Raw genomic sequence first — 21,741 nt, 5'->3', positions numbered from 1 at the left:
TAGACACGCGGATGGGTCAGCAATCCGCGTTTATAGCGGAAATTTTCTCAACATTTGTCCTGTGACAAGGCCAGCGACGCGCCCTCAGCGCGTCGTCATCCGCCGCAGATTGCCGATGACCGACGCCAGCGCCCGGTCGAACAACAAGGCGTCGTCGAGCAGGCGCACCGCGCCACGGCGGAACTCCACGGCCAGGGCCTGGGCCGTGCGTTCAAGCACCTTCATGCCGGTACGATTGACGAAAATGAACTTGCCGCCCGGCTCGATGATTGCCGTCAGCTTGCAGCGCAGGCTGTTCTCCGCGTCCTCGCGGATTTCCACCCACTGGCCGATGTGCAATTGCCGGACCCAGAGCAGGGCCGCGTCATCAGCCGGCAACTCGAAGACCGCGTCTTCGGCCAGGGGCTGGTGGGGCGCACTGAGGACAATCTCCTCCACCACCTCGACCATCGCCGGGGCCTGGGCACTCAGCACCGGCTCGGCGCTCTTCCTGGCAAGCTGCTGGAGCACCTGGACATGCAGGCCTTCCAACTGGCTGAAAAATTCGCTGGTGGCAAAGGGATCGAACGCGGCGCTGGTCAGACCGTCGCGCAAGGCCTTGAGCAACCCGGGTACCAACTCCAGCAGTTTGAGCCGGGCATCGACCGGGTCCCGGGGTTCGACACTCCAGATCAAATCATCCATGGTCTGCAAGCCGGCCTGCCATTCGGCGGACGCTTCACCCTGCTTGAGCCAGGTCAGCAACAGCACCTTGCTCCAGGCCTCCTGGAGCAGGCGCACGACCACCTCGGGCAAGGTGCGCCCCAACAGCCGTTCGTTCAACACTTCCTGGACCCGCTGGCGTGCCTGTTCGGCCTTGGCCCGGCCTTCTTCGGCATCGCGGGTACGTTGTTCGAGCAATTCGCTGCGCCGGCGCTCGTCGCTGGTAAAGGCGAGGAATTCCACCAGCAACTCGGAAAAAATCGCCGGATCATCGACGAAATCATTCAACAGGCGTTGCACGATCTGTTCGATGCGTACGTAGAGGGCATCGCGCTGATAGTCGTCACGAGCCCCCCAGCCCAGGGCGGCGGAGGCGATTTCATTCAACAGGCGTCGTGCCGGATGGCTGCCACGGCTGAAAAAGCTCTTGTCCAGCACCGCCACTTTCAACATCGGGATCTGCAAGCGGCCGATCAGCGCCTTCAGCGAGTCCGGCAGGACGCGGTCATCGAGGATAAACTCGAAGAGCATGGCGATCAGGTTGATCACATCCTCGTCCATGCCCCCGACCACCCGGGACTTGCCGCTTTTCACGCTGACCCGGGTCAACAGCTGTTCCAACTGGTTGCGCAGGTCGAAATCTTCCGCCGAGCTGGGCTCCGGTACATATTGCTGCAGATGCGAGAGCAGGCGCAGCAGGTCATTGGTGGAAATCGGCTGGACCTCGGAGCCGGCCTCAAGCTTGGGCGCGACGCTGCCACGCACATGCAGCAGCAGCTCCTGCAAGGCGGCGAACACCTCTTGCACGCTTTCATCGAGGGGCTTGATGCTGGCGCTCGCTGCCGGTTGACCACGGGTGCCGGCTGACGGCCGGTCGCTGGCACGCCGCGCCGGGGCAGCCTTGAGCTCCGGCAGCACACCGGTGGCGATCAGCAATTGATTGGCTTCGGCGTACAAATGGTCGGTGTCGCTGAGGACATATTTCTCGAACAGCTTGAGGATGATCAGCTTGACCTTGATCTCCACCCCGAGGTTGCGCCCGGCCTCGAGGAAATACCCGCAGAGCATCGCCGGGCCCACGGGATTGCTCGCATCATCGACACGCCGGGTAATCAGGGCATTGAGGCGGGTGCTGAGTTGCCCGAGGGCAAAACCGTCGCGGCTGAGGACCTTGGCGACCATGGCATCCAGGGCCACGGTGCGCTCCAGTTCATCGTTGGACACCAGCGCCAGGGCTTCGTAGGACACCGCCGTGGACAGCGTCGGCTCACTGATGTCGTACTGGCCAAGGCCGTCAAAGGCCTCGAAAAAACGCTCGAGAAAACCACGCTCGATACTTTTGCGCTTGAGGCGCAGGTCGCGCATGGCTTCGAAAAAAGTGTTCTGGTCGACGTTGTTCTGGGCCTTGTCGGCCATTTCGAACAAGGTGTCGTCGGCATTATCGAACAGCACCTGCAAGCCTTGCTTGAGCTGCAGCGCGGCCTTGTCACGGACCTGGACGAGAACCACGGGCAAACGGGCCAGCGGCGACGGCGTCGCTTGCTCGTCGGATGCCTTGTGCAACGGCACGACCTTTCCGTCATTGTGCATCAAAGCCTCCTGCCGCAGCGGTTCTGTCAGTTCTGCGTGAAAGATCGGTGTGTGCGGGAAGTCAGCATAGTGACTCACAACCGCTTCTCGGCGAACACCCCAGGCATTCACCGGCTATCGATAATCGGGGAATCACAGAGACGTCAAAGCTATGACGTCAATTACAAGGCAGATTATCTTGCAAAAGATGTCACTTTTGCTAGTGCCTGTGCAATTCCTTTTCATATCCATACGGGAATAGACCGCCAGCCCGGCAAAACGCTCGCGGCAAGCGACCAAAGGCAAGATCCGGGTGCTCGGGGTCGACCACGTGCCTTGGGTTGGGCGGCGCCCTGCCCCTATAATCAGGACACTTTGTTTGTGGAGTCCGTTATGCCGAATCTACGCCTCGCCGACCTGACCGCCGAAATCGAAGCCAACGTGCGCCGTGCGTTGCTCGAAGACATCGGCAGTGGCGACATCACCGCCCAGCTGATCCCCGCCGAGCGCCTGGCCAAGGCCGCCATCATTACCCGCGACGCGGCGACCATTGCCGGTACGGCCTGGGTCGATGCGGTGTTCCGCCAGCTCGACCCGCGGGTGGCGGTGCATTGGCAAGTGCGCGACGGCGAACGGGTGCGGCCGAACCAGGCGCTGTTCCACCTCGAAGGCCCGGCGCGCTCGCTGCTCAGCGGCGAACGTTGCGCGCTGAATTTCCTCCAACTGCTGTCCGGGGTCGCGACCCATGCGCGCTATTACGCCGACCAGGTCGCCGATACCGCGGTCAAGCTGCTGGATACCCGCAAGACCTTGCCGGGCCTGCGCCTGGCGCAAAAGTACGCGGTGACCTGCGGCGGTTGTCATAACCATCGGATCGGCTTGTACGACGCGTTCCTGATCAAGGAAAACCATATCGCCGCGTGCGGTGGGATCGCCCAGGCGATCAACGCGGCGCACAAGATCGCCCCGGGCAAGCCGGTGGAGATCGAGGTGGAGAGCCTGGCCGAGCTCAAGGAAGCGCTGGCGGCGGGGGCGGATATCATCATGCTCGACGAGTTGAGCCTGGACGATATGCGCGAAGCGGTGCGCCTGAATGCCGGCAAGGCGAAGCTGGAAGCCAGTGGCGGGATCAATGAAAGCACCCTGCGGCCGATTGCCGAGACCGGCGTGGACTATATCTCCATTGGTGCCATGACCAAGGATGTGAAGGCGGTGGACCTGTCGATGCGTTTGAGTCTCTGAGAAGAGGCTCAACGCAACGAAAAGCGCCGTGACTCAAGCTCCAGCAACCATTGCTTGGCAGCCAGCCCGCCACCGAATCCGGTCAGGCTGCCGTTGCTGCCGATCACCCGATGACAGGGCACGATCACCGGCACCGGGTTGCGTCCATTCGCCGCCCCGACCGCCCGTGAAGCCTTGGGTCGATTGATCTGCTGGGAAATTTCGCCATAGCTGGTGGTCACGCCGTAAGGAATGGTCATCAGGGCCTGCCAGACGTCTTTCTGGAAATCCGTGCCTTGCATATTGAGCTTCAGCTCGAACTCGACGCGCTCGCCGGCAAAGTACTCTTCCAGTTGCGTACGCACCTGCGCCAGTTTGTCCGGCGCATGCACCCAGCTGTCCAGGGGCGTCTGCGGCCGATAGTCCAGCTCGAAGCGCAGCTCGCACAGTCCATCGTCATCAGCCACCAGCATCATGGGACCGATGGGCGAAGGGATGATGTCGTAGTAAATCGGGCTTGCGGTCATTTTTGCCTCCTGCGTATCGATTCTGCCTCACTCGCCCCGCGCCACAGGTACATCACCGTATAGGCGCGCCATGGCCGCCAGTCCTCGGCGAGCCGTTCCAGGGCCTTGGTACTCAAGGGCGGAACATCCCTGACCACTTCGCGACGCAGGATCAGATCCGCCGCCGGGAAGGCATCGGGATGATTGAGCGCGCGCATGGCGATGTAGTGCGCGGTCCATTCGCCAATACCCGGGAGCGCGACCCAGCTTTTGACGAAGTCATTCAGGCGTTGCTCGGTACGAAAACTCACCCGCCCATCGAGCAAGGCCCGGGCGATGCCCTGGATGGTCGCGGTGCGTGTCCTGATCACACCGATTGAACCCAGGTCCGCGTCGACCATCTGCTCTGGGGATGGAAACAAGCGATCCAGGCCGGGTGCTGGCGGTACCTCAAGAACGGTGCCGAAACGGGTCAACAATCGCGACGCCAAAGTGCGTGCCGCCGCCACACTGACCTGCTGCCCCAACACCGCCCGCACCGAAATCTCGAAACCGTCCCAGCCACCTGGCAGCCGCTGACCGGGATAACGCTCAACCAGTGGCGCCAGCACCGGGCTCGCGCCCAGGGTAGCAGCGATGGCCTGGGGATCGGCGTCCAGGTCGAACATCCGACGAATCCGCGTGACCACCGGTAGCATCTGGCTGGGCGGGACATTGAACAGTTCGAGCTTCAAGGCATGACCGCCATCGGGCCAGGCGCTGATCTGCAGCCAACTGGGCGATTCGTGGCTGCCGAAGACTCGCCGATAGCCTTGCTCGTCGACCACTTCGATACCCGGCAAGGCACGACTGGCGAGGAACGCCAACACAGCCTTGAAATCGTAGGGGGGTCGATAGCCCAGGCGCAGGACCAGTGCGTTGTTGGCATTGGCCAACGGCTTGCGCCGAAACTCCCGGGGTGGGGCATGGTTGGCTTCGGCAAAGGCCGAGTTGAAACGACGCAGGCTCTGGAAACCCGAGGCCAGCGCCACTTCGGTGATCGGCAGCGCGGTCTCGGTCAGCAGTTGCTTGGCGAACAGCAGGCGCTGGGTGGCATGGACCGCGATGGGTGGAGCGCCCAGGTGTTTGACGAACAGGCGGCGCAGTTGCCGGGCACCGACATCGAGCCGGGTGGCGAGATCGTCGAGGGACTGTTCGGCGAGGAAGCCTTCATGGATCAGCTTCAGCCCACGGCCGACCAGATGTTCGCCGTGCTGCCAGATAGTGTTGCCCGGCGCCAGTTCGGGGCGGCAACGCAGGCAGGGTCGAAAACCGAGGGCTTCGGCGGCGGCGGCACTGGGGTAGTACTGCACATTCTCGACCTTGGGCGGACGCGCCGGGCAGACGGGACGGCAGTAGATCCGGGTGCTGAGCACCGCGGTGAAAAACACCCCGTCGAAACGCGCATCGCGGCTCAGGCGGGCCTTTTCACAGATATCGGCCGAGGGGAATGAGGGAGTAATTGTCGTGTTCATGCGCAGAGACTAGCACCGGCGATGGGGCTGTTCTCGCCATTTTCGGACGTGAATGATGTGGTGCCGGAGATAGGAATCGAACCTACGACCTTCGCGTTACGAGTGCGCTGCTCTACCGACTGAGCTACACCGGCGTGGCGCTAAAGCTAGCATCCGCTGCCGTAGCGGGCAAGCTACTCGGGCTTGATCGCAATCACGCCCTGGGCCCAGAAGCGCGGTTGGAGATGGCCGCCGTATTGCTGCTGGTAGTGTTTGTTGCGCTCGTCCAGTTGGGGCACGTCGCGGATCACCACATAGACCAGGAACAGCACGGCAGCGGTGCTGATGCCCATCCACGACCAATGGATAAAGGCATTGGGCTTGGCCGGCTCGCCCTTCCAGACATGCAACGCCAGCAGCCAGCCGACCACCAGCGACAGCCAGAGCTGGGAGTACGGCATCACGATCACTCCGTCGACCATGGACTGGGTCAGGGCGCCGATCAGGCTGGCGAACAGGCACAGGCGCAGCAGATCGGTCGGGTCGTCGGAAGTCGAGCGCTCGTGGATCAGGCGGAAGGTTGCCCACAAACCGCGTCCGACCAACCCCATGACCAGCAAGGTGGAGGGAATACCCCATTCGCTGGCCCATTGCAGAATGGCCTGGTGCGGATGGGCCGCGATGGGATTGTGGATATCCGCAAAGTGCATGGGGCCGAAGCCGAGCCAGGGGCGTTCGCGGATCATGTCCCAGGCCTGTTGCCAAAGTGGGCCTCGGTTGGAAAGCGTGGTGGTCAGGCGATCACTGGCGAAGTTGCTCACTTCTATGCCGAGGTAGCCAGTGAGAACGCTGAACAACAGCCAGTAAAGTGTCACGCCCACCACGACGGCGGGCAGTTGCCAGGCGATCCATCGTTTGCCGGAGTGACCGCAGATGAAGAGCACGCAGGCAGCTACGCCCATACCCAGCCAGGTGCCGCGAGTGCCACCCGTTACTGCGATCAGCCACCAGAGACTCAGGAGTGAGAAGACCCAGACTTGGGTGGAGCGTTTAGTTGTGGGCAGCAGGAGTGGGAGCGCTAAAAGCGGCAGGGTGAAGGTCTGGAATTGGCCGTAGAAACGCTTGTTGGAGAAGCCGGAGATAAGCTTGTCGGTATCCAGTACCTCCAGCCCACTCATGAATGCAGAGCCACCAGACAAAATGAACTGAAAGCATTTGCTCGCGCAAAGCAACACGATGAACAGCATCAGATAGCGGTCAGAAGCATCACCTTCGAGCCTTCGCCCTATAGCAAAGGAATAGGCGATCATGCTGGAGGCAATCAGCAGCGAAAGCTCAACCAAAGCCCAAACTGGCTGATGAGACTGTAATGACGACAGCGAACCCAGCAAGACGATAGAAATACACACCATCACGGCCATGTTGTAGCGAGCGAACGCAACCTGCTGTGAGGCAAGACCTGAAACCTGGGATGCCAAAGCCGCGAAAGCAATGCTTATCTGGAAAATACGCTGCCAGTCATGCCCACCAAATACCGCCGAAACCGCAAGCGTCAGAATGATCAAGCATACAAACAGGTAGCCCCTTGCCTTCAAAATGGCTAATAACGGCATTGATGCCCTCAACGTACAAAATTGGATACAGACTGAGGGTAATCCAGACCTGCAGCTCTGGAAAACCTTGGCACGACGATTGCTGCGGAACCAGTGAAGGCGCACAACGCCAAAAACGCAACATCCCTCAAAGGAAACAACCATGAAAGCGATGCAAAAAGGTTTTACGCTGATCGAGTTGATGATCGTCGTGGCGATTATCGGGATTTTGGCGGCTGTGGCGTTGCCCGCTTACCAGAACTATATGAAAAAAGCCGCATACTCTGAGATCACTGCCGCTATGGATCCAGTTAAAACGGCAATAGTCGCTTGCATGCAGACGTCGGGCCAGCAAATAGCGCAGTGCAGCACAGGGGCCCTGATAGGCGTGACGTTGCCAACAAACCAGGCTGGCAGCGCTCTGAACAGCATTGCTATTACGGCGGCATCTGGCGTCATTACTGCAACTCCTAATGCCTACAAAGGAATCGCCGCAGGCGACACTTGCGTTCTTAGTCCGGATGCTAATTTCCTCGTCTGGACGTATAGCGGTGCCTGTGTCAACAATGGATATGTTAAAAACTGATTTAGCCTAGTTCAGCTAGCAGTCCAAACTCATATTCTAAGGACCATCATAGATACTTTTCTATGATGGTCTTTTTTTGCTTAACAGCTCAAAACTATTAACATGTAGTGCCGCATCGCTATTTAAACCACACCACAAACAGACTGCGATCACTTCAAAGCAGCAAAATCTGACATTTTTTGTCACCTAGCATACCGATTTGGCACCAACGCCCGACTAGGCTATAAGACTCCAACTGTTTGTGTTTGGTGCTCAAATGAACGATATCGCCCTTTCCGGCCTGGCCAAGCAACTGGTTGCAGCCGAGCTACTTACCGACAAAAACGCTCAGCAGGCGTATCAGCAAGCCCAACGCAGCCGGATTTCCCTGGTTAGCTATCTGGTCCAGAACAAATTGGTCAAAAGCCGGCAGGTGGCGGAAATTGCCTCCGAACATTTTGGGGTCGCCCTGCTCGACCTGGCCTGCCTGGACAAAGAAAGCCAACCCAAGGGGCTGGTCAGTGAAAAGCTGATCCGCCAGCACCACGTGCTGCCTTTATGGCGACGCGGCAACAAGTTGTTCGTCGGTATCTCCGACCCAAGCAATCACCAGGCTATTACCGATATCCAATTCAGTACAGGCCTCACCACCGAGGCCATTCTGGTCGAGGATGACAAGCTCACCGATGCCATCGACAAGTTTTTCGACAGCAATTCCACCGGTTTTGAGGAGATGGGGGACGTTGACCTCGAAGGGTTGGATATCGAGTCGGTCGATGACAAGAAGCAAGAACAGATTTCTGGCCAGGACGCCGATGACGCTCCGGTGGTTCGCTTCGTCAACAAGATGCTCCTGGATGCCATCAAGGGCGGCTCATCCGACCTGCACTTCGAACCTTATGAAAAGATCTACCGGGTTCGCCTACGTACCGACGGCATCCTGCGAGAAGTCGCCAGACCGCCTATTCATCTTGCCAGTCGTATCGCCGCTCGCCTGAAGGTCATGGCCAGCTTGGACATTTCAGAACGTCGCAAGCCCCAAGACGGCCGGATCAAAATGCGCATCTCGAAGACCAAGGCCATTGACTTCCGAGTCAACACCCTGCCGACACTATGGGGTGAAAAGATCGTGATGCGTATCCTCGATCCCTCCAGCGCACAAATGGGCATTGATGCACTAGGCTACGAGCCAGATCAGAAAGACCTCTATATGGCGGCGCTGAAGCAGCCGCAAGGCATGATTCTGGTCACTGGCCCGACCGGCTCGGGCAAAACCGTTTCCCTCTACACCGGTCTGAATATCCTCAATACCGTGGACATCAATATTTCCACCGCCGAAGACCCGGTGGAGATCAATATGGAAGGCATCAACCAGGTCAACGTCAACCCCAAGCAAGGGTTAGACTTTGCCCAGGCCCTTCGCTCCTTCCTGCGGCAGGACCCGGATGTGATCATGGTCGGTGAGATCCGCGACCTGGAAACCGCCGAGATCGCCATCAAGGCGGCCCAAACCGGTCATATGGTGCTCTCTACCTTGCACACCAACAGCGCCGCCGAAACCCTGACCCGCCTACAGAACATGGGCATCGCCGGTTTCAACATTGCGACCTCGGTGAACCTGATCATCGCACAGCGCCTGGCCCGCAAGCTGTGCAGCCACTGCAAGAAAGAGATCGACATCCCCGAAGAGGCCCAGCTCAAGGAAGGCTTCCCAGCAGAGCTCATCGGCACGTTCAAGATTTATGAGCCGGTCGGCTGCGAGCAGTGCAACGGTGGCTATAAAGGTCGTGTCGGCATCTATGAGGTAGTGAAGAACACACCGGACCTGCAACATTTAATCATGGCCGAGGGCAACTCATTGGAAATCGCCGCGCAAATGCGCAAAGACGGCTTCAACGACCTGCGTACTTCGGGGCTGAAAAAGGCCATGCAAGGTGTAACCAGCCTGGAAGAAGTCAACCGAGTCACCAAGGACTAAACAATGGCAACCAAAGCAGCAGTCAAGGTCAGCGTTTACGCTTGGGAGGGTACCGACAAAAAAGGTGCCAAAATGACCGGTGAACTGAGCGGTCACAACCCCGCACTGATCAAGGCACAGTTACGTAAACAAGGTATCAATCCTGGCAAGGTGCGCAAAAAGAGCGCCTCGATTTTTAGCAAAGGCAAACGTATCAAGCCCCTGGATATAGCACTGTTCACCCGCCAGATGGCAACCATGATGAAGGCCGGCGTTCCGCTGTTGCAGTCCTTCGACATCATCGGAGAAGGCTTTGATAACCCGAACATGCGCAAGCTAGTGGATGACATCAAACAGGAGGTCGCCGCCGGTAACAGCTTCGCCACGTCGCTGCGCAAGAAACCCGAGTACTTCGACGATCTGTATTGCAACCTGGTGGATGCAGGTGAACAGGCTGGAGCCCTGGAAAGCCTGCTAGAGCGGGTGGCAACCTACAAGGAAAAAACCGAGGCGCTTAGGGCCAAGATCAAAAAGGCCATGAACTACCCGATTGCAGTTGTTCTGGTGGCGATTATTGTGTCCGGGATTTTGTTGATCAAAGTCGTACCTCAATTTCAGTCGGTCTTCTCCAGCTTCGGTGCCGAGTTACCGGCCTTCACCCTGATGGTGATCGGCCTATCCAAACTCTTACAAGACTGGTGGCTGATTGTTGTGGGGGCATCGATTGCCGCTATCTTCGGTTTCAAGCACGCTCGTAAAAAATCGGAGCGTTTCCGCAACTGGCTTGATCGGGGCGCATTAAAACTCCCCATCGTCGGCAGTCTGCTCTACAAATCTGCCGTCGCCCGCTACGCCCGCACACTCTCAACCACCTTCGCGGCTGGCGTACCACTGGTCGAAGCCCTAGACTCCGTAGCGGGTGCTACAGGTAATATCGTCTTCAAAAACGCAGTCAACCGCATCAAGCAAGATGTCTCTACTGGTATGCAGCTCAACTTCTCCATGCGCGCCACTGGTGTCTTCCCCAGCATGGCAATCCAGATGACCGCCATTGGCGAAGAATCCGGTGCCTTAGACGATATGCTCGACAAGGTTGCCACCTACTACGAAGGCGAAGTCGACAACATGGTCGACAGCCTCACAAGCCTGATGGAACCCATCATCATGACCGTGCTCGGCATAATTGTCGGCGGTCTGGTAATCGCTATGTACCTGCCCATCTTCAAGCTTGGCCAAGTGGTTTAACCGATGCCCCTACCCGACTTCCTGGCCAGCCAACCGCTGGCCTTCGTTTTTTTCGCCCTGCTCCTCGGCCTGATCGTCGGCAGCTTTCTCAACGTCGTGGTCTGGCGCCTGCCGAAAATGCTCGAACGCGACTGGCGCACCCAGGCCCACGAAGTCCTTGGCCTCCCGCAACCCGAGCCCGGCCCGATCTACAACCTGCTTCTACCCCACTCCCATTGCCCGCACTGCAATCACCAGATCCGCGCCTGGGAAAACCTGCCACTCGTCAGCTACCTGCTCCTGCGCGGCCAGTGCTCCCAGTGCAAGGCCCCCATCAGCAAACGCTACCCGCTCACTGAAATGGCCTGCGGCCTGCTCTCAGCCTTTGTCGCCTGGCATTTCGGCTTCGGCTGGCCCGCCGCCCTGATGCTGCTGCTGACCTGGGGCCTGTTGGCCATGAGCCTGATCGACGCCGATCACCAACTCCTGCCTGACGCCCTGGTCCTGCCACTGCTCTGGCTCGGCCTGATCGCCAACCACTTCGGCCTGTTCACCAGCCTTGACGATGCCCTGTGGGGCGCCGTGGCCGGTTACCTGAGCCTCTGGTCGGTCTACTGGCTGTTCAAGCTGTTCACCGGCAAGGAAGGCATGGGCCATGGCGACTTCAAGCTGCTGGCGATGCTCGGCGCCTGGGGCGGCTGGCAGATCCTGCCGTTGACCATCCTGTTGTCCTCCCTGGTCGGCGCCGTACTCGGCCTGATTCTGTTGCGCCTGCGCAACGCCCAGACCTCGACCCCGATCCCCTTTGGCCCCTATCTGGCGATTGCCGGCTGGATTGCCTTGCTCTGGGGTGGTCAAATAACCGCTTCCTATCTGCAGTTTGCCGGTTTCAAATGAGCACAGCCGTTTCAACCCCCTGGATTCTCGGCCTTACCGGCGGCATCGGTAGCGGCAAGAGCGCCGCAGCCCAACACTTCAGCGACCTCGGCATCCACACCGTGGACGCCGATCACGCCGCCCGCTGGGTGGTGGAACCCGGCCGTCCGGCACTGGAAAAAATTGTCGAACACTTCGGCCCCGGCGTATTGCAAGCCGACGGCCAACTGGACCGCGCCGCCCTGCGCACGCTGATCTTCGAAGCGCCGGAACAACGCCGCTGGCTCGAAGCCCTGCTACATCCGCTGATCGGCGAGGAGATCGCCAGCCACCTGGCCCGGGCACAATCGCCCTATGCGATCCTGGTCTCGCCGCTGCTGATCGAATCGGGACAATACAAGAACACCCAGCGCGTGCTGGTGATCGACGCCCCGCAGGCGCTGCAGATCCAGCGCACCCGGCAACGCGACCAGACCAGCGAACAACAGGTGCAGGCCATCCTCAAGGCCCAGGCCAGCCGCGAAGAGCGCCTGCGCCATGCCGACGATGTGCTGGTCAACGACCGCGACCTGGCCTGGCTGCACAGCGAGGTCGAGCGTCTGCATCACTTTTATCTGACTTTGCGTGGAGGCCACTGATGAGCCAACCCTTGACCGTTGAATGCCCGACCTGCGGCGCCCCCGTGGAATGGACCACCGCCAACACCTATCGGCCGTTCTGCTCCGACCGCTGCAAACTGATCGACCTCGGCGCCTGGGCCGCGGAGGAACACAAGATCCCCGTCAGCCCCGACGCCGAAGACGACCTGTTCTCCGACGATCTGCCTCCCCGCGCGCACTGAGCGTCAGACGATCAGGGCCGCATAAAAGCGTAGTCCTGGTCGTCATCGAGGTTCTCGGCGAGAAATTGCAGTTCATCCGCCAGATCCTCCGCACTGCGCAGCGCCTTGCTCTGCTGCACCACCGCGCTGAGCAAGGCGCGCAGGCCCAACCCGGGCTCGAACCCCTCCACTTGCGCATCTTCCAGACTGGCCTGCACCTGCTGACGTGCCCATTCGTACACACTCATGACCTTGCTCCCGGTTTTTTCCGCAGCATGGTCGCGGGGCCGGCCGATGTAATTGATACAGATCAACGCGGCCCATCGTCCTTCCACGGCGCCGACAGGTAACGGGTGCGGTTGAACGTCTCCAGCCACTCCGGACAGAACACCACCAAGGCGCTGACCAGCATGCCGTTGATAAAGGCCTCGGGAAAAATGATCAGCCACAGATAACCGACAAAATCCCCCAGCCACTCCGGCAGGGCGAAACGTTCGTCGAACCACAAGACGCCCAGGCTCGCCAACAGGCAGAGCAAAGCCGCCAGGGCGGCGGCGAAAAACCCCGAGCAGAAAATATACACAAAGGGATTACGCGGCTGCGCCCGCTCCACCAGGATCGCGCAGACCTCCGTTACCAGCACCGGCAACAGGATCAGCAAGCTGCCGTTGACACCGAGCGCCGCCAAATCCTGCCTTCCCAGCAGCACCAGGCCAAGCTGCGCCACCAGCCCGCCGACAATCGCCAGCGGCCAGTCCAGCAGCAGGGTCACAGCCGTCAGGCCGATAAAGTGATAGGACACCCCGGTGTCGAAGTCACGCCGTACCAGCCAGAGCAGGAACAGGGCGAACACCGTGCCGAACAGCAGGTGCTGGCGGCGGCTGTCGGTAAACAGCTCGACCCAGGGCGAACGCCAGATCGCCCAGGCCAGCACCGGCAGATAGATCAGCCAGCCGATGACCAGGCTGGCCGGCGACAGCAGTTGCGCGCCAATCATAAAAACCTCTCCACCCTCCGCGGCCCCGATAACCCTTGCCGGGTTGAATCCTGAAGTCTACACCGCCCGTTACGCCGCACCATGTCGACAAAAATTGTTCCGGACTTCCAGACCTTACAGTTTCAACGCTAAGCTTGGGCCATGGACGACTCGGATTTTTTACGCTTGCTGACCATCCAGGCGGAGCAAGCCAACACGTTTCTTTCCAATGCCCGCAAATGGGAGCGTGAGCGTTGGGTCTGCCAGCGCCTGCTGCAAGGGCTGAACATTGCCTATCGAGCCGAAGACTTCCACCCCGCCGGGCAGGAGCCGCCGGACGTGTTGTTTCGCGACGCCTGCTTCGAGGTATTTTTCGTCCTCGACGAAGGCCGGCGGCTCAACGATGAGTGGCGCGAAGAGTTGCAGCGCCGACGCAGTGCCTTTTCCCTCAGCCAACTGGTACGCCGTGAGGCCAAGCCCAGGCGCATTCCCGCCTCCGAGCTACTGCAGCGGCTGGCCCCGACCCTGCGCAAAAAGGCCCATAACTACAAGGAGCGCGGACTGGACCTGGGTGAGCTGGACATCATCGCCTTCGCCAGCCTCAAGCGCGAAGTGCTCGACCTCAACAGCCACTTCCCACCGCCGACCGAATACCTGCGCCAAGGCTGGCGCTCGCTGTCGCTGGTGGGGCCGACCTTCGCCCGGGTGCTGTTCGCCCACCCCGACGCCCCGGACTTCCTGCGTAGCAACCTGGGGCGCAGCATCGTTTTCGACGTCGGCATCAGTTTGTAAGCCATGGCGCAATCACCGCGCCAATGATACAAAGCACCTTGGTAACGTCTACCTGACGAGGCTCCCATGACCAGCCGCCTGAACCCCGACGACCAGCAACATGTCGACCAGTATCTGCAGCTTCCGCAGCACCAAGTCGAGCGCCGGCCATTTCGGCCGTGGATGCTCCTGGTGGTGGTGCTCGCCGCGGTCATCGGCCTGGGCCTGTTGAGCCGCTTCCTGAGTTACCTGGTGCTATGAGCTGCCTCGCGCTCGCCCGGATAACGCAGGCACAGATTTCCTTTAGCCTTGCGAGATATCCCCATGAACCATCGTATCGTGATCGTCGGCGGCGGCGCCGGCGGCCTGGAACTAGCGACCCGCCTGGGTAAGACCCTGGGTAAACGCGGCATTGCCAGCGTCATGCTGGTCGACGCGAACCTGACCCACATCTGGAAACCCCTGCTGCATGAAGTGGCGGCCGGCTCGCTGAATTCTTCGTCCGACGAACTCAACTATGTCGCCCAGGCGAAATGGAACCATTTCGAGTTCCAGCTGGGGCGCATGAGCGGGCTCGACCGCGAGCAGAAAAAAATCCAGCTGGCGGCTACCTACGACGAAAACGGCGTGGAGCTGCTGCCTGCCCGTGAACTGGGCTACGACTACCTGGTGATCGCGGTCGGCAGCACGACCAACGATTTCGGCACCGAGGGCGCGGCGCAGCACTGCCTGTTCCTCGACACCCGCAAACAGGCCGAGCGTTTCCACCAGCAATTGCTCAACCATTACCTGCGCGCCCATGCCGGGCAAACCGATGCGGTCGAGCAGATCAGCGTAGCGATTGTCGGCGCCGGCGCCACCGGTGTAGAGCTGGCGGCCGAGCTGCATAACGCCGCCCACGAACTGGCGGCCTACGGCCTGGATCGGATCAAGCCGGAAAACATGCATATCACCTTGATCGAGGCTGGTCCTCGGGTGTTGCCGGCCTTGCCGGAGCGCATCGGCGGCCCCGTGCACAAGACCCTGGAAAAACTCGGCGTGCGGGTCATGACCAATGCCGCCGTAAGTGAAGTGACGGCGGACAACCTGGTGACCGCCGATGGCCAGGTGATTGCCGCGAGCCTCAAGGTCTGGGCCGCGGGGATTCGTGCGCCGGGCTTTCTCAAGGACATCGATGGCCTGGAAACCAACCGGATCAATCAGCTGCAGGTATTGCCGACGCTGCAGACCACTCGCGACGAGAACATTTTCGCCTTCGGTGATTGCGCAGCCTGCCCGCAGCCGGGGAGCGACCGCAATGTGCCGCCCCGGGCGCAAGCCGCGCACCAGCAGGCGTCATTGCTGGCCAAGTCGCTGAAATTGCGTATCGAAGGCAAGACCTTGCCGGAGTATCGCTATACCGACTACGGCTCGCTGATTTCATTGTCACGCTTTTCCGCCGTCGGCAACCTGATGGGTAACCTGACCGGCAGCGTGATGCTGGAAGGCTGGCTCGCGCGGATGTTCTATATATCGCTGTACCGGATGCACCAGATGGCACTGTATGGCACCTTCCGCACCCTGATGCTGATGCTCGGCAGTCGGATCGGGAGAGGGACGGATCCGCGGTTGAAGTTGCACTGAGATCCAACCGTCCCCACGTCCAGCGTGGGGACGGTCGCTCAGCAGGCGAATCGGTTAAACGCCGCCGGGACACCCCGAAATCTGACGACGCTGATGAATCAGGTCGACAATCTGGCACTCCGGCGCATAGCCATTGACCGTCTCGCATAGCAGCGTACGAACCCGCCCATAGTCACCCTCTGCGACCGCCTTCAGCAGTGCTGAAATCGCCAGTTTGAAGCCCTCCCACGGTAGATGCTCCTCGTTGGCGCGCATGATCATCGGGTGTTCGGTCGGGCGGACATTGTCACCGATCAACAACTCCTCATAGAGCTTTTCGCCACGACGCAGCCCGGTGAACTCGATAGCGATGTCCCCGCCGGGACGTTCTTTGCTACGCACGGAAAGGCCGGACAGATGGACCATTTTCTCCGCCAGATCGGCGATCCTCACGGGCGGCCCCATATCGAGCACAAACACGTCACCGCCCAGCCCCATGGAGCCCGCCTGAATCACCAGTTGCGCGGCCTCGGGAATGGTCATGAAATAGCGGGTCATATTCGGATGGGTTACCGTAATCGGTCCGCCACTCTTGATTTGCTCGCGAAACAGCGGAATAACCGAACCGGATGAGCCCAGCACATTGCCGAAACGTACCATGGTAAACCGGGTTGTGTTGGCGCAAGGCGCCGTGAAGTGCTCACCCAACAGCAGGGGCTGCGATTCGCAGCTGAGGGCCTGTAGCGTCATCTCGGCCAGCCGCTTGGTGCACCCCATGACATTGGTAGGGCGTACCGCCTTGTCGGTAGAGATCAACACGAAGTGCTTAACTCCCGCCTGCACTGCCGCCTGCGCAGTCTGCAAGGTCCCCAGGACATTGTTCAACACGCCTTCGGCAACGTTATGCTCGACGATCGGCACATGTTTATACGCCGCGGCGTGATAGACCGTGTTCACGCGCCAGGTTCTCATTACATCCAACAGGCGCTCACTGTTGCGAATCGAGCCAAGGATCGGCACCAACTCCAGACTGAGCCCTTCACTGTGGATCAGCTTCTCCAACTCGCCCTGGATGCTATAGAGATTGAATTCACTGTGCTCGAACAAGACCAGCACCGTTGGCTTGCTGGTGAGAATTTGCCGACACAGTTCCGAACCGATGGAGCCACCGGCACCTGTCACCATAACAACCTGGCCGCGGATACAGCACTCGAAGAGAGTTTGTTGCGCCACCACCGTGTCGCGCCCGAGCAGATCGATGATATCGACTTCCTGCAGATCGCTGACACTAACCCGGCCACTGGCCAGATCCATGAACCCCGGTATCGTGCGCACATGCACCGGATAAGACTCGAGCGCCATCAAGATATCGCGACGCCTGGCACGCGACACCGACGGAATAGCCAGCAATACTTCAGTTGCGCCGGTGTCCTCGATCAGCTGTGCAACATCCGCAAACGGATAAACCTTGAGGCCGGCGATCACCCGATTCGCGATACCCGCGTCATCGTCGATAAAGGCCACCGGACGCATCGCCTTGCCCATGCGCAGCGCCGCCACCAACTGATTGCCTGCCGCTCCACCACCATAGACTGCAACCTTGAGAGCCTCGTCATCCTGACGCAGGAAAGGCACATACTGGCCGGCGAGAAACCAGTCGCCGAGAAAATACTGACGCATGAACAAGCGCAAACCGCCGACCATCAACAAACTCAACCACCAGTAATTGATGATCAGCGAACGAGGTACCAGTACGTCCGGGCGGTATAAATAGACATAGACCGTCAACAACAACGCCGACAAAGTCACTGCCTTGAAAATACTGAGCAGGGCGTCGTTACCGAAATAACGCATCACAGCACGATACAAGCCAAAACGGACAAATATCGGAACAGTGATCACCGGCGCGGCCATGAACAACCAAGCATAATCACCAAAAGGATTCACTGGCCGCTCAATCCCCAGACGCACGACAAACGCCAGCCAGAGCGCGCCCCAGACCAGCACAACGTCAATGAGCAACTGCAAGAAACGCTTGTAGCTACGTGGCAGCCCCAATAAACGCTCACGCATTAGAAGCCCCTCCTTTACTCGACTTCCGGCTTGCAAGCCCCTCCTCCCTCTTACACTCGATGCGCCAGAGCGTCTCTTGTAGCCTTTTCCGATGTCCCATCCACATCAATCGCCAACGCCTACTCAAACAAGCCTTCTCGATACCAACCAGCAGCGCCACTGGCCCCGTTAAAAGAACTTGTAAATAGTCCGTTCAAGCTTTGCTCCACACGGTGCGGTTGATGTAGTCGGTGTAACTCAGCACCACACGAACCACCTGCAGAGAAACCGGTCCACCTCGATAATCCGGCACCAACGGCACCTTGCGCTGATCGCGAGCATGCTGGCTGGTAACCACTCGTACCGCATCCATGACTGAGCCGCGCTTCAGGCCGCTCATGATCAGCGTCCCTACATCCATCCCCTCAGGACGCTCGTGCGCATTGCGCAGAGTGACGGCAGGCAAATTCAACAATGAAGCTTCTTCGGTAATCGTGCCGCTGTCGGAAAGGACACAGAATGCCGACATCTGCAGCTTGATGTAGTCCAGCAAACCGAAAGGTTTGACGAAACGGATCAACGGGTGATCGAGCGATTCACCCAGAGCTTCCAGACGTTTGCGCGTACGAGGATGCGTCGAAACGATCAATGGGAAGCCATAGTGATCGGCCAGGGCTCGCAGGGTATCCAGCAAATCACGCAGGTTATCCGGCGTGTCGACGTTTTCCTCGCGGTGGGCGCTGACGATGAAGAACTTGTCCTGCTCCAGGCCACTGCGCTCCAGCACATCAGACTGCTCGATCTTGGGCATGTAGTAGTCGAGGACTTCCTGCATGTGCGAACCGGTCTTGATGATCGTTTCAGGGCGAATCCCCTCGGCGATAAGATAGCGGCGCGCGTGCTCAGTCAGCACCATGTTGATGTCACTGAGGTGATCCAGTACCTTGCGGTTCAGCTCCTCAGGCACCCGCTGATCGAAGCAGCGGTTGCCCGCTTCCATATGAAACACCGGAATCTTGCGACGCTTGGCAGCGATCACTGCCAAACAGGTGTTGGTGTCGCCATACAGCAGCAACGCGTCAGGCTTTTCCAGCTCGAAGATTTCATCGGACTTGGAGATGACCTCGGCGATGGTCTTGGCCGCCGTATCGCCAGTTGCGCCGAGGAAATGATCCGGCTTGCGAATCTCCAGGTCGTCGAAAAAAACCTGGTTGAGCTCGTAATCATAGTTCTGCCCGGAGTGCACCAGCACATGATCGACCTGGCGATCCAGCTCGGCTATGACCCGGCTCATCTTGATCAACTCGGGACGCGTGCCGACCAGCGTCATAACCTTAAGCATCGAGTTGCTCCTTGATGTAATCGAGCTTGAGCAATAGCTCCTTGATCCCAGATACATCCAGGCGCGTCGTATTGTGAGAGGTGTAATCGTCCAACTCGGAGATCCGCTGCTCACCCTCGACAAAGTACTTCTTGTAGTTCAGGTCACGGTTATCCGCCGGAATCCGGTAGTAACGCCCCATGTCCTCGGCCTTGGCCATTTCCTCGCGGGAAACCAGCGACTCGTAGAGTTTTTCGCCGTGGCGAGTACCGATCACCTTGACTTCGTTACTCTTGCCAAACAGTTGCTTGAGCGCTTCGGCCAAGTCGCCGACAGTAGAGGCAGGGGCTTTCTGGATGAACAGATCCCCTTGCTGACCGTGCTCGAACGCATGCAGAACCAGATCGACCGAGTCCTCAAGTGACATGAGGAAACGGGTCATTTCCGGGTCAGTGACCGTCAGCACTTCGCCTGAACGAAGTTGGTCGACGAACAACGGAATCACCGAGCCACGCGAAGCCATGACGTTGCCATAACGGGTAGCGCAGATGACCGGGCCCTTGGCCGGGATCATGCGCGACTTGGCCACCATCAGCTTTTCCGCCATGGCCTTGGAGATGCCCATGGCGTTGATCGGATAGACCGCTTTGTCAGTGCTCAATACCACAACCCGCTGCACACCACTGGCAATCGCGGCATTCAGTACGTTCTCGGTACCCAGCACGTTGGTACGCACGGCTTCCATCGGATAGAACTCGCAGGACGGAACCTGCTTCAGTGCCGCTGCGTGGAAGATGTAATCCACACCGACCATCGCCTGGGACAGGCTGCTGTAATCGCGAACATCGCCGATGTAGAACTTGACCTTGTCATTGGCCAAGGCAATGCGCATGTCTTCCTGCTTCTTCTCATCACGACTGAAGATGCGAATCTCGCGCACAGCGGTATTGAGAAAACGCTTGAGGACCGTATGGCCGAAAGAACCGGTACCACCGGTGATCATCAATACCTTGTCGTCGAACATGTAAACCTTCCGAATTCGTTAGCGAGTGGCGTGCATCAGCTCGATGAGCCGAGGCCAAGTTGGGGCTTTGTATCCAGTAGCCTGAGCGAAGCGTTCGCTGTTGAGCGAACGATCGATCACTAATGTAGCATCTGGGTGGATCTCGATGGACTTGCCGTATTGGCTGGCAATCAGGGTCAATAGATCCAGCTTGGCAATCGGCTCTGCAGCGACATGATACAGGCCATTGAGCTCCGGGTGCGGCAGGACAAAGTCTTTCATGATCCGAGCCAACTCAGCCGTGGGCAAACCGGAAAAAATAGCCTGGGAAAAACCTCGCACGCTACCTTGCTGCGCCAGAAACCAGTCCACCAGGGAGTAATTGGAGTTCAACTCATGCCCGATGATCGAGGTTCGCAGGGTAATCGCGTGGGGTAAATCGTGCAGTTCACCAATGTACTTGGACTTGCCATACAGGTCCTCGGCGTCCGAAAGGTCGCTTTCCAGGTAGCCTCCCTTACTTCCCGAGAAGACGCAGTCGGTACTGACATGGATCAATCGCGCACAGCCAAGGGCACAGAGCCGCGCCAGCCGATGTGGCAGCATGGCATTAATGGGCAATGCAGTCAGCGGGTCCTTGGCATCGGCCACTTGCTTGATCAACCCGACACAGTTAATGACCACGTCTGGACGTACCTGGACGAATGCAGCCACGAGCGAGTCCTGATCCAGCACATCGACACCAGAGAGTAAGCGCTCACGGCCTACTTCGGGGAGGTATCGCAACCCCGCCGAACTCCGCAACGTCCCCCAGACCTCATGCGCTGGATCAGAGCTGAATGTCCTGAAGACCGCGCTGCCCAGCATACCCGTGATGCCAAGTACCAAAATTTTCATGCTAACTCTCAGAGTATCTTACACTGTCAAACAAATATACATCGACTCAGGAGGCGAATCGAGAGCGCCAGTAGCTCAGAATTTTATCAGCAAAGTAAATCAAAAGGATATTGAAAATAATCGAACCAAAAAACAGCTAACTCTGCGCCGGCACATACCCAAAGCTCATGAATCGATAAGCGATTACTTGCGCAAATAAAGAGCACAAAATCACATTTCCTCCACCGACCTTGAGCACAAAGATCTCAAGTAGAGCCGCCCCCTGTCCTAGCAGGGTCATCGCAAAAAAACAAGAAAATATAAGAGCCAGAATAAAAAAAACGCGATGACACCGGACAAAGATACAAAGTGAAATCTTGAGGTATCGGTATTCTTATAGGCAGAATCAATCAGATTTTGTCATAAAAACTCAAAGCATTTTCATTATAAGCCTCTTGCCATGCTTGCCTCCAAACCGCCCAGCCCAACTGAGGATAACTGGAGATAGCCATAACCCCTTCCATTCCAACCCAACGGCCTACCAGCAAAGTACCAACCGAAGTGACCGTTACTTCAAGAGCCGTCAGGGGGGGGGGGGGGGGGGGGGAAAAAAAC

The 21,741-nt window shown here is 58.8% G+C and carries 21 protein-coding genes and 1 tRNA gene; 10 read left to right on the top strand and 12 right to left on the bottom strand.

What is annotated here, in order from left to right; translation table 11 throughout:
• Positions 1 to 84: 84 nt before the first annotated feature.
• A complete protein-coding gene (locus tag M5B96_RS20565) occupies positions 85 to 2,292 on the bottom strand; it encodes a DUF1631 domain-containing protein (protein ID WP_248798782.1) in 2,208 nt (735 codons plus the stop codon).
• Positions 2,293 to 2,664: 372 nt separating this feature from the next.
• Between M5B96_RS20565 and nadC the strand changes: the two genes are divergently transcribed.
• On the top strand, positions 2,665 to 3,513 hold the full coding sequence (gene nadC / locus M5B96_RS20560; RefSeq protein WP_248798780.1) for a carboxylating nicotinate-nucleotide diphosphorylase: 849 nt from the start codon (positions 2,665 to 2,667) through the stop codon (positions 3,511 to 3,513).
• 8 nt (positions 3,514 to 3,521) lie between these two features.
• On the opposite strand, the gene M5B96_RS20555 is transcribed toward nadC, so the two are convergent.
• From M5B96_RS20555 to M5B96_RS20540, 4 genes are all read right to left on the bottom strand, one after another.
• Positions 3,522 to 4,019: a methylated-DNA--[protein]-cysteine S-methyltransferase gene (locus M5B96_RS20555; RefSeq protein WP_248798778.1), complete on the bottom strand. Its 498-nt coding sequence runs from the start codon at positions 4,017 to 4,019 to the stop codon at positions 3,522 to 3,524.
• Positions 4,016 to 5,512 (bottom strand): DNA-3-methyladenine glycosylase 2, encoded by a 1,497-nt coding sequence (locus M5B96_RS20550; protein ID WP_248798776.1) that lies wholly within the window; start codon positions 5,510 to 5,512, stop codon positions 4,016 to 4,018. The genes M5B96_RS20555 and M5B96_RS20550 overlap by 4 nt, the downstream gene beginning before the upstream one ends.
• Before the next feature lie 58 nt (positions 5,513 to 5,570).
• Positions 5,571 to 5,646: transfer RNA gene (locus M5B96_RS20545), tRNA-Thr, on the bottom strand.
• 39 nt (positions 5,647 to 5,685) lie between these two features.
• Complete coding sequence (locus tag M5B96_RS20540; protein ID WP_248798774.1) at positions 5,686 to 7,104, bottom strand: O-antigen ligase family protein; 1,419 nt, start codon at positions 7,102 to 7,104, stop codon at positions 5,686 to 5,688.
• 142 nt (positions 7,105 to 7,246) lie between these two features.
• Here M5B96_RS20540 and M5B96_RS20535 point away from each other — a divergent pair, with 142 nt between their 5' ends.
• The 6 genes from M5B96_RS20535 (at position 7,247) to yacG (ending at position 12,546) form a co-directional block, all read left to right on the top strand.
• Positions 7,247 to 7,669 carry a pilin gene (locus tag M5B96_RS20535; protein ID WP_248798772.1) on the top strand — a complete coding sequence of 141 codons (423 nt, stop codon included), beginning with the start codon at positions 7,247 to 7,249 and terminating at the stop codon, positions 7,667 to 7,669.
• 256 nt (positions 7,670 to 7,925) lie between these two features.
• Positions 7,926 to 9,626, top strand: coding sequence for a type IV-A pilus assembly ATPase PilB (gene pilB / locus M5B96_RS20530; protein ID WP_248798771.1), 1,701 nt, complete (start codon positions 7,926 to 7,928; stop codon positions 9,624 to 9,626).
• Positions 9,627 to 9,629: 3 nt separating this feature from the next.
• The gene (locus tag M5B96_RS20525) at positions 9,630 to 10,850 is read left to right on the top strand and encodes a type II secretion system F family protein (RefSeq protein WP_248798769.1); all 1,221 of its coding nucleotides are present in this window, start codon (positions 9,630 to 9,632) and stop codon (positions 10,848 to 10,850) included.
• 3 nt (positions 10,851 to 10,853) lie between these two features.
• Positions 10,854 to 11,726, top strand: coding sequence for a prepilin peptidase (locus tag M5B96_RS20520; RefSeq protein WP_248798767.1), 873 nt, complete (start codon positions 10,854 to 10,856; stop codon positions 11,724 to 11,726).
• Entirely contained in the window at positions 11,723 to 12,343 is a 621-nt protein-coding gene (gene coaE, locus M5B96_RS20515) for a dephospho-CoA kinase (protein ID WP_248798765.1), read from the top strand. The genes M5B96_RS20520 and coaE overlap by 4 nt, the downstream gene beginning before the upstream one ends.
• A complete protein-coding gene (gene yacG / locus M5B96_RS20510; RefSeq protein ID WP_248798763.1) occupies positions 12,343 to 12,546 on the top strand; it encodes a DNA gyrase inhibitor YacG in 204 nt (67 codons plus the stop codon). The genes coaE and yacG overlap by 1 nt, the downstream gene beginning before the upstream one ends.
• Positions 12,547 to 12,557: 11 nt before the next feature.
• Here yacG and M5B96_RS20505 read toward each other — a convergent pair whose 3' ends face one another.
• Positions 12,558 to 12,773 (bottom strand): hypothetical protein, encoded by a 216-nt coding sequence (locus M5B96_RS20505; RefSeq protein ID WP_248798761.1) that lies wholly within the window; start codon positions 12,771 to 12,773, stop codon positions 12,558 to 12,560.
• A 62-nt stretch (positions 12,774 to 12,835) separates the two neighbouring features.
• On the bottom strand, positions 12,836 to 13,522 hold the full coding sequence (locus M5B96_RS20500; protein ID WP_248798759.1) for an energy-coupling factor ABC transporter permease: 687 nt from the start codon (positions 13,520 to 13,522) through the stop codon (positions 12,836 to 12,838).
• A gap of 141 nt (positions 13,523 to 13,663) precedes the next feature.
• On the opposite strand from M5B96_RS20500, the gene M5B96_RS20495 reads away from it, so the two are divergent.
• The 3 genes from M5B96_RS20495 (at position 13,664) to M5B96_RS20485 (ending at position 15,895) form a co-directional block, all read left to right on the top strand.
• Entirely contained in the window at positions 13,664 to 14,293 is a 630-nt protein-coding gene (locus M5B96_RS20495) for a DUF1780 domain-containing protein (protein WP_248798757.1), read from the top strand.
• A 66-nt stretch (positions 14,294 to 14,359) separates the two neighbouring features.
• Positions 14,360 to 14,533 (top strand): DUF3094 domain-containing protein, encoded by a 174-nt coding sequence (locus tag M5B96_RS20490; protein ID WP_248798755.1) that lies wholly within the window; start codon positions 14,360 to 14,362, stop codon positions 14,531 to 14,533.
• A gap of 63 nt (positions 14,534 to 14,596) precedes the next feature.
• The gene (locus M5B96_RS20485; protein ID WP_248798754.1) at positions 14,597 to 15,895 is read left to right on the top strand and encodes an NAD(P)/FAD-dependent oxidoreductase; all 1,299 of its coding nucleotides are present in this window, start codon (positions 14,597 to 14,599) and stop codon (positions 15,893 to 15,895) included.
• A 54-nt stretch (positions 15,896 to 15,949) separates the two neighbouring features.
• Here M5B96_RS20485 and M5B96_RS20480 read toward each other — a convergent pair whose 3' ends face one another.
• From M5B96_RS20480 to M5B96_RS20460, 5 genes are all read right to left on the bottom strand, one after another.
• Positions 15,950 to 17,947 (bottom strand): polysaccharide biosynthesis protein, encoded by a 1,998-nt coding sequence (locus tag M5B96_RS20480; RefSeq protein WP_248798752.1) that lies wholly within the window; start codon positions 17,945 to 17,947, stop codon positions 15,950 to 15,952.
• A gap of 193 nt (positions 17,948 to 18,140) precedes the next feature.
• Entirely contained in the window at positions 18,141 to 19,268 is a 1,128-nt protein-coding gene (gene wecB, locus M5B96_RS20475; protein ID WP_248798750.1) for a non-hydrolyzing UDP-N-acetylglucosamine 2-epimerase, read from the bottom strand.
• Complete coding sequence (locus M5B96_RS20470) at positions 19,261 to 20,271, bottom strand: polysaccharide biosynthesis protein (RefSeq protein WP_248798749.1); 1,011 nt, start codon at positions 20,269 to 20,271, stop codon at positions 19,261 to 19,263. Before M5B96_RS20470 ends, wecB begins: the two co-directional genes overlap by 8 nt.
• A gap of 18 nt (positions 20,272 to 20,289) precedes the next feature.
• Entirely contained in the window at positions 20,290 to 21,147 is an 858-nt protein-coding gene (locus M5B96_RS20465; protein WP_248798747.1) for a dTDP-4-dehydrorhamnose reductase family protein, read from the bottom strand.
• 389 nt (positions 21,148 to 21,536) lie between these two features.
• Positions 21,537 to 21,741 (bottom strand): hypothetical protein (locus M5B96_RS20460; protein WP_248798745.1); only part of this gene is annotated, 205 nt, incomplete at its 5' end.

Source organism: Pseudomonas sp. MWU13-2105 (assembly GCF_023242315.1).
In the GTDB taxonomy this organism is placed as follows: Bacteria; Pseudomonadota; Gammaproteobacteria; order Pseudomonadales; family Pseudomonadaceae; genus Aquipseudomonas.
The sequence above is the reverse complement of the archived record's forward strand: the minus strand, read 5'-3'. Positions and strand labels throughout refer to the sequence as shown.

What these genes read in the sequence shown, in the direction of transcription:
- M5B96_RS20555 (WP_248798778.1), bottom strand. Translation starts at nt 4,019, where the DNA reads ATGACCGCAAGCCCGATTTACTACGACATCATCCCTTCGCCCATCGGT.
- M5B96_RS20495 (WP_248798757.1), top strand. Translation starts at nt 13,664, where the DNA reads ATGGACGACTCGGATTTTTTACGCTTGCTGACCATCCAGGCGGAGCAA.
- M5B96_RS20485 (WP_248798754.1), top strand. Translation starts at nt 14,597, where the DNA reads ATGAACCATCGTATCGTGATCGTCGGCGGCGGCGCCGGCGGCCTGGAA.
- nadC (WP_248798780.1), top strand. Translation starts at nt 2,665, where the DNA reads ATGCCGAATCTACGCCTCGCCGACCTGACCGCCGAAATCGAAGCCAAC.
- yacG (WP_248798763.1), top strand. Translation starts at nt 12,343, where the DNA reads ATGAGCCAACCCTTGACCGTTGAATGCCCGACCTGCGGCGCCCCCGTG.
- M5B96_RS20535 (WP_248798772.1), top strand. Translation starts at nt 7,247, where the DNA reads ATGAAAGCGATGCAAAAAGGTTTTACGCTGATCGAGTTGATGATCGTC.
- M5B96_RS20525 (WP_248798769.1), top strand. Translation starts at nt 9,630, where the DNA reads ATGGCAACCAAAGCAGCAGTCAAGGTCAGCGTTTACGCTTGGGAGGGT.
- coaE (WP_248798765.1), top strand. Translation starts at nt 11,723, where the DNA reads ATGAGCACAGCCGTTTCAACCCCCTGGATTCTCGGCCTTACCGGCGGC.
- M5B96_RS20470 (WP_248798749.1), bottom strand. Translation starts at nt 20,271, where the DNA reads ATGTTCGACGACAAGGTATTGATGATCACCGGTGGTACCGGTTCTTTC.
- M5B96_RS20550 (WP_248798776.1), bottom strand. Translation starts at nt 5,512, where the DNA reads ATGAACACGACAATTACTCCCTCATTCCCCTCGGCCGATATCTGTGAA.
- M5B96_RS20490 (WP_248798755.1), top strand. Translation starts at nt 14,360, where the DNA reads ATGACCAGCCGCCTGAACCCCGACGACCAGCAACATGTCGACCAGTAT.
- M5B96_RS20505 (WP_248798761.1), bottom strand. Translation starts at nt 12,773, where the DNA reads ATGAGTGTGTACGAATGGGCACGTCAGCAGGTGCAGGCCAGTCTGGAA.
- wecB (WP_248798750.1), bottom strand. Translation starts at nt 19,268, where the DNA reads ATGCTTAAGGTTATGACGCTGGTCGGCACGCGTCCCGAGTTGATCAAG.
- M5B96_RS20520 (WP_248798767.1), top strand. Translation starts at nt 10,854, where the DNA reads ATGCCCCTACCCGACTTCCTGGCCAGCCAACCGCTGGCCTTCGTTTTT.
- M5B96_RS20480 (WP_248798752.1), bottom strand. Translation starts at nt 17,947, where the DNA reads ATGCGTGAGCGTTTATTGGGGCTGCCACGTAGCTACAAGCGTTTCTTG.
- M5B96_RS20465 (WP_248798747.1), bottom strand. Translation starts at nt 21,147, where the DNA reads ATGAAAATTTTGGTACTTGGCATCACGGGTATGCTGGGCAGCGCGGTC.
- M5B96_RS20500 (WP_248798759.1), bottom strand. Translation starts at nt 13,522, where the DNA reads ATGATTGGCGCGCAACTGCTGTCGCCGGCCAGCCTGGTCATCGGCTGG.
- M5B96_RS20565 (WP_248798782.1), bottom strand. Translation starts at nt 2,292, where the DNA reads ATGCACAATGACGGAAAGGTCGTGCCGTTGCACAAGGCATCCGACGAG.
- M5B96_RS20540 (WP_248798774.1), bottom strand. Translation starts at nt 7,104, where the DNA reads ATGCCGTTATTAGCCATTTTGAAGGCAAGGGGCTACCTGTTTGTATGC.
- pilB (WP_248798771.1), top strand. Translation starts at nt 7,926, where the DNA reads ATGAACGATATCGCCCTTTCCGGCCTGGCCAAGCAACTGGTTGCAGCC.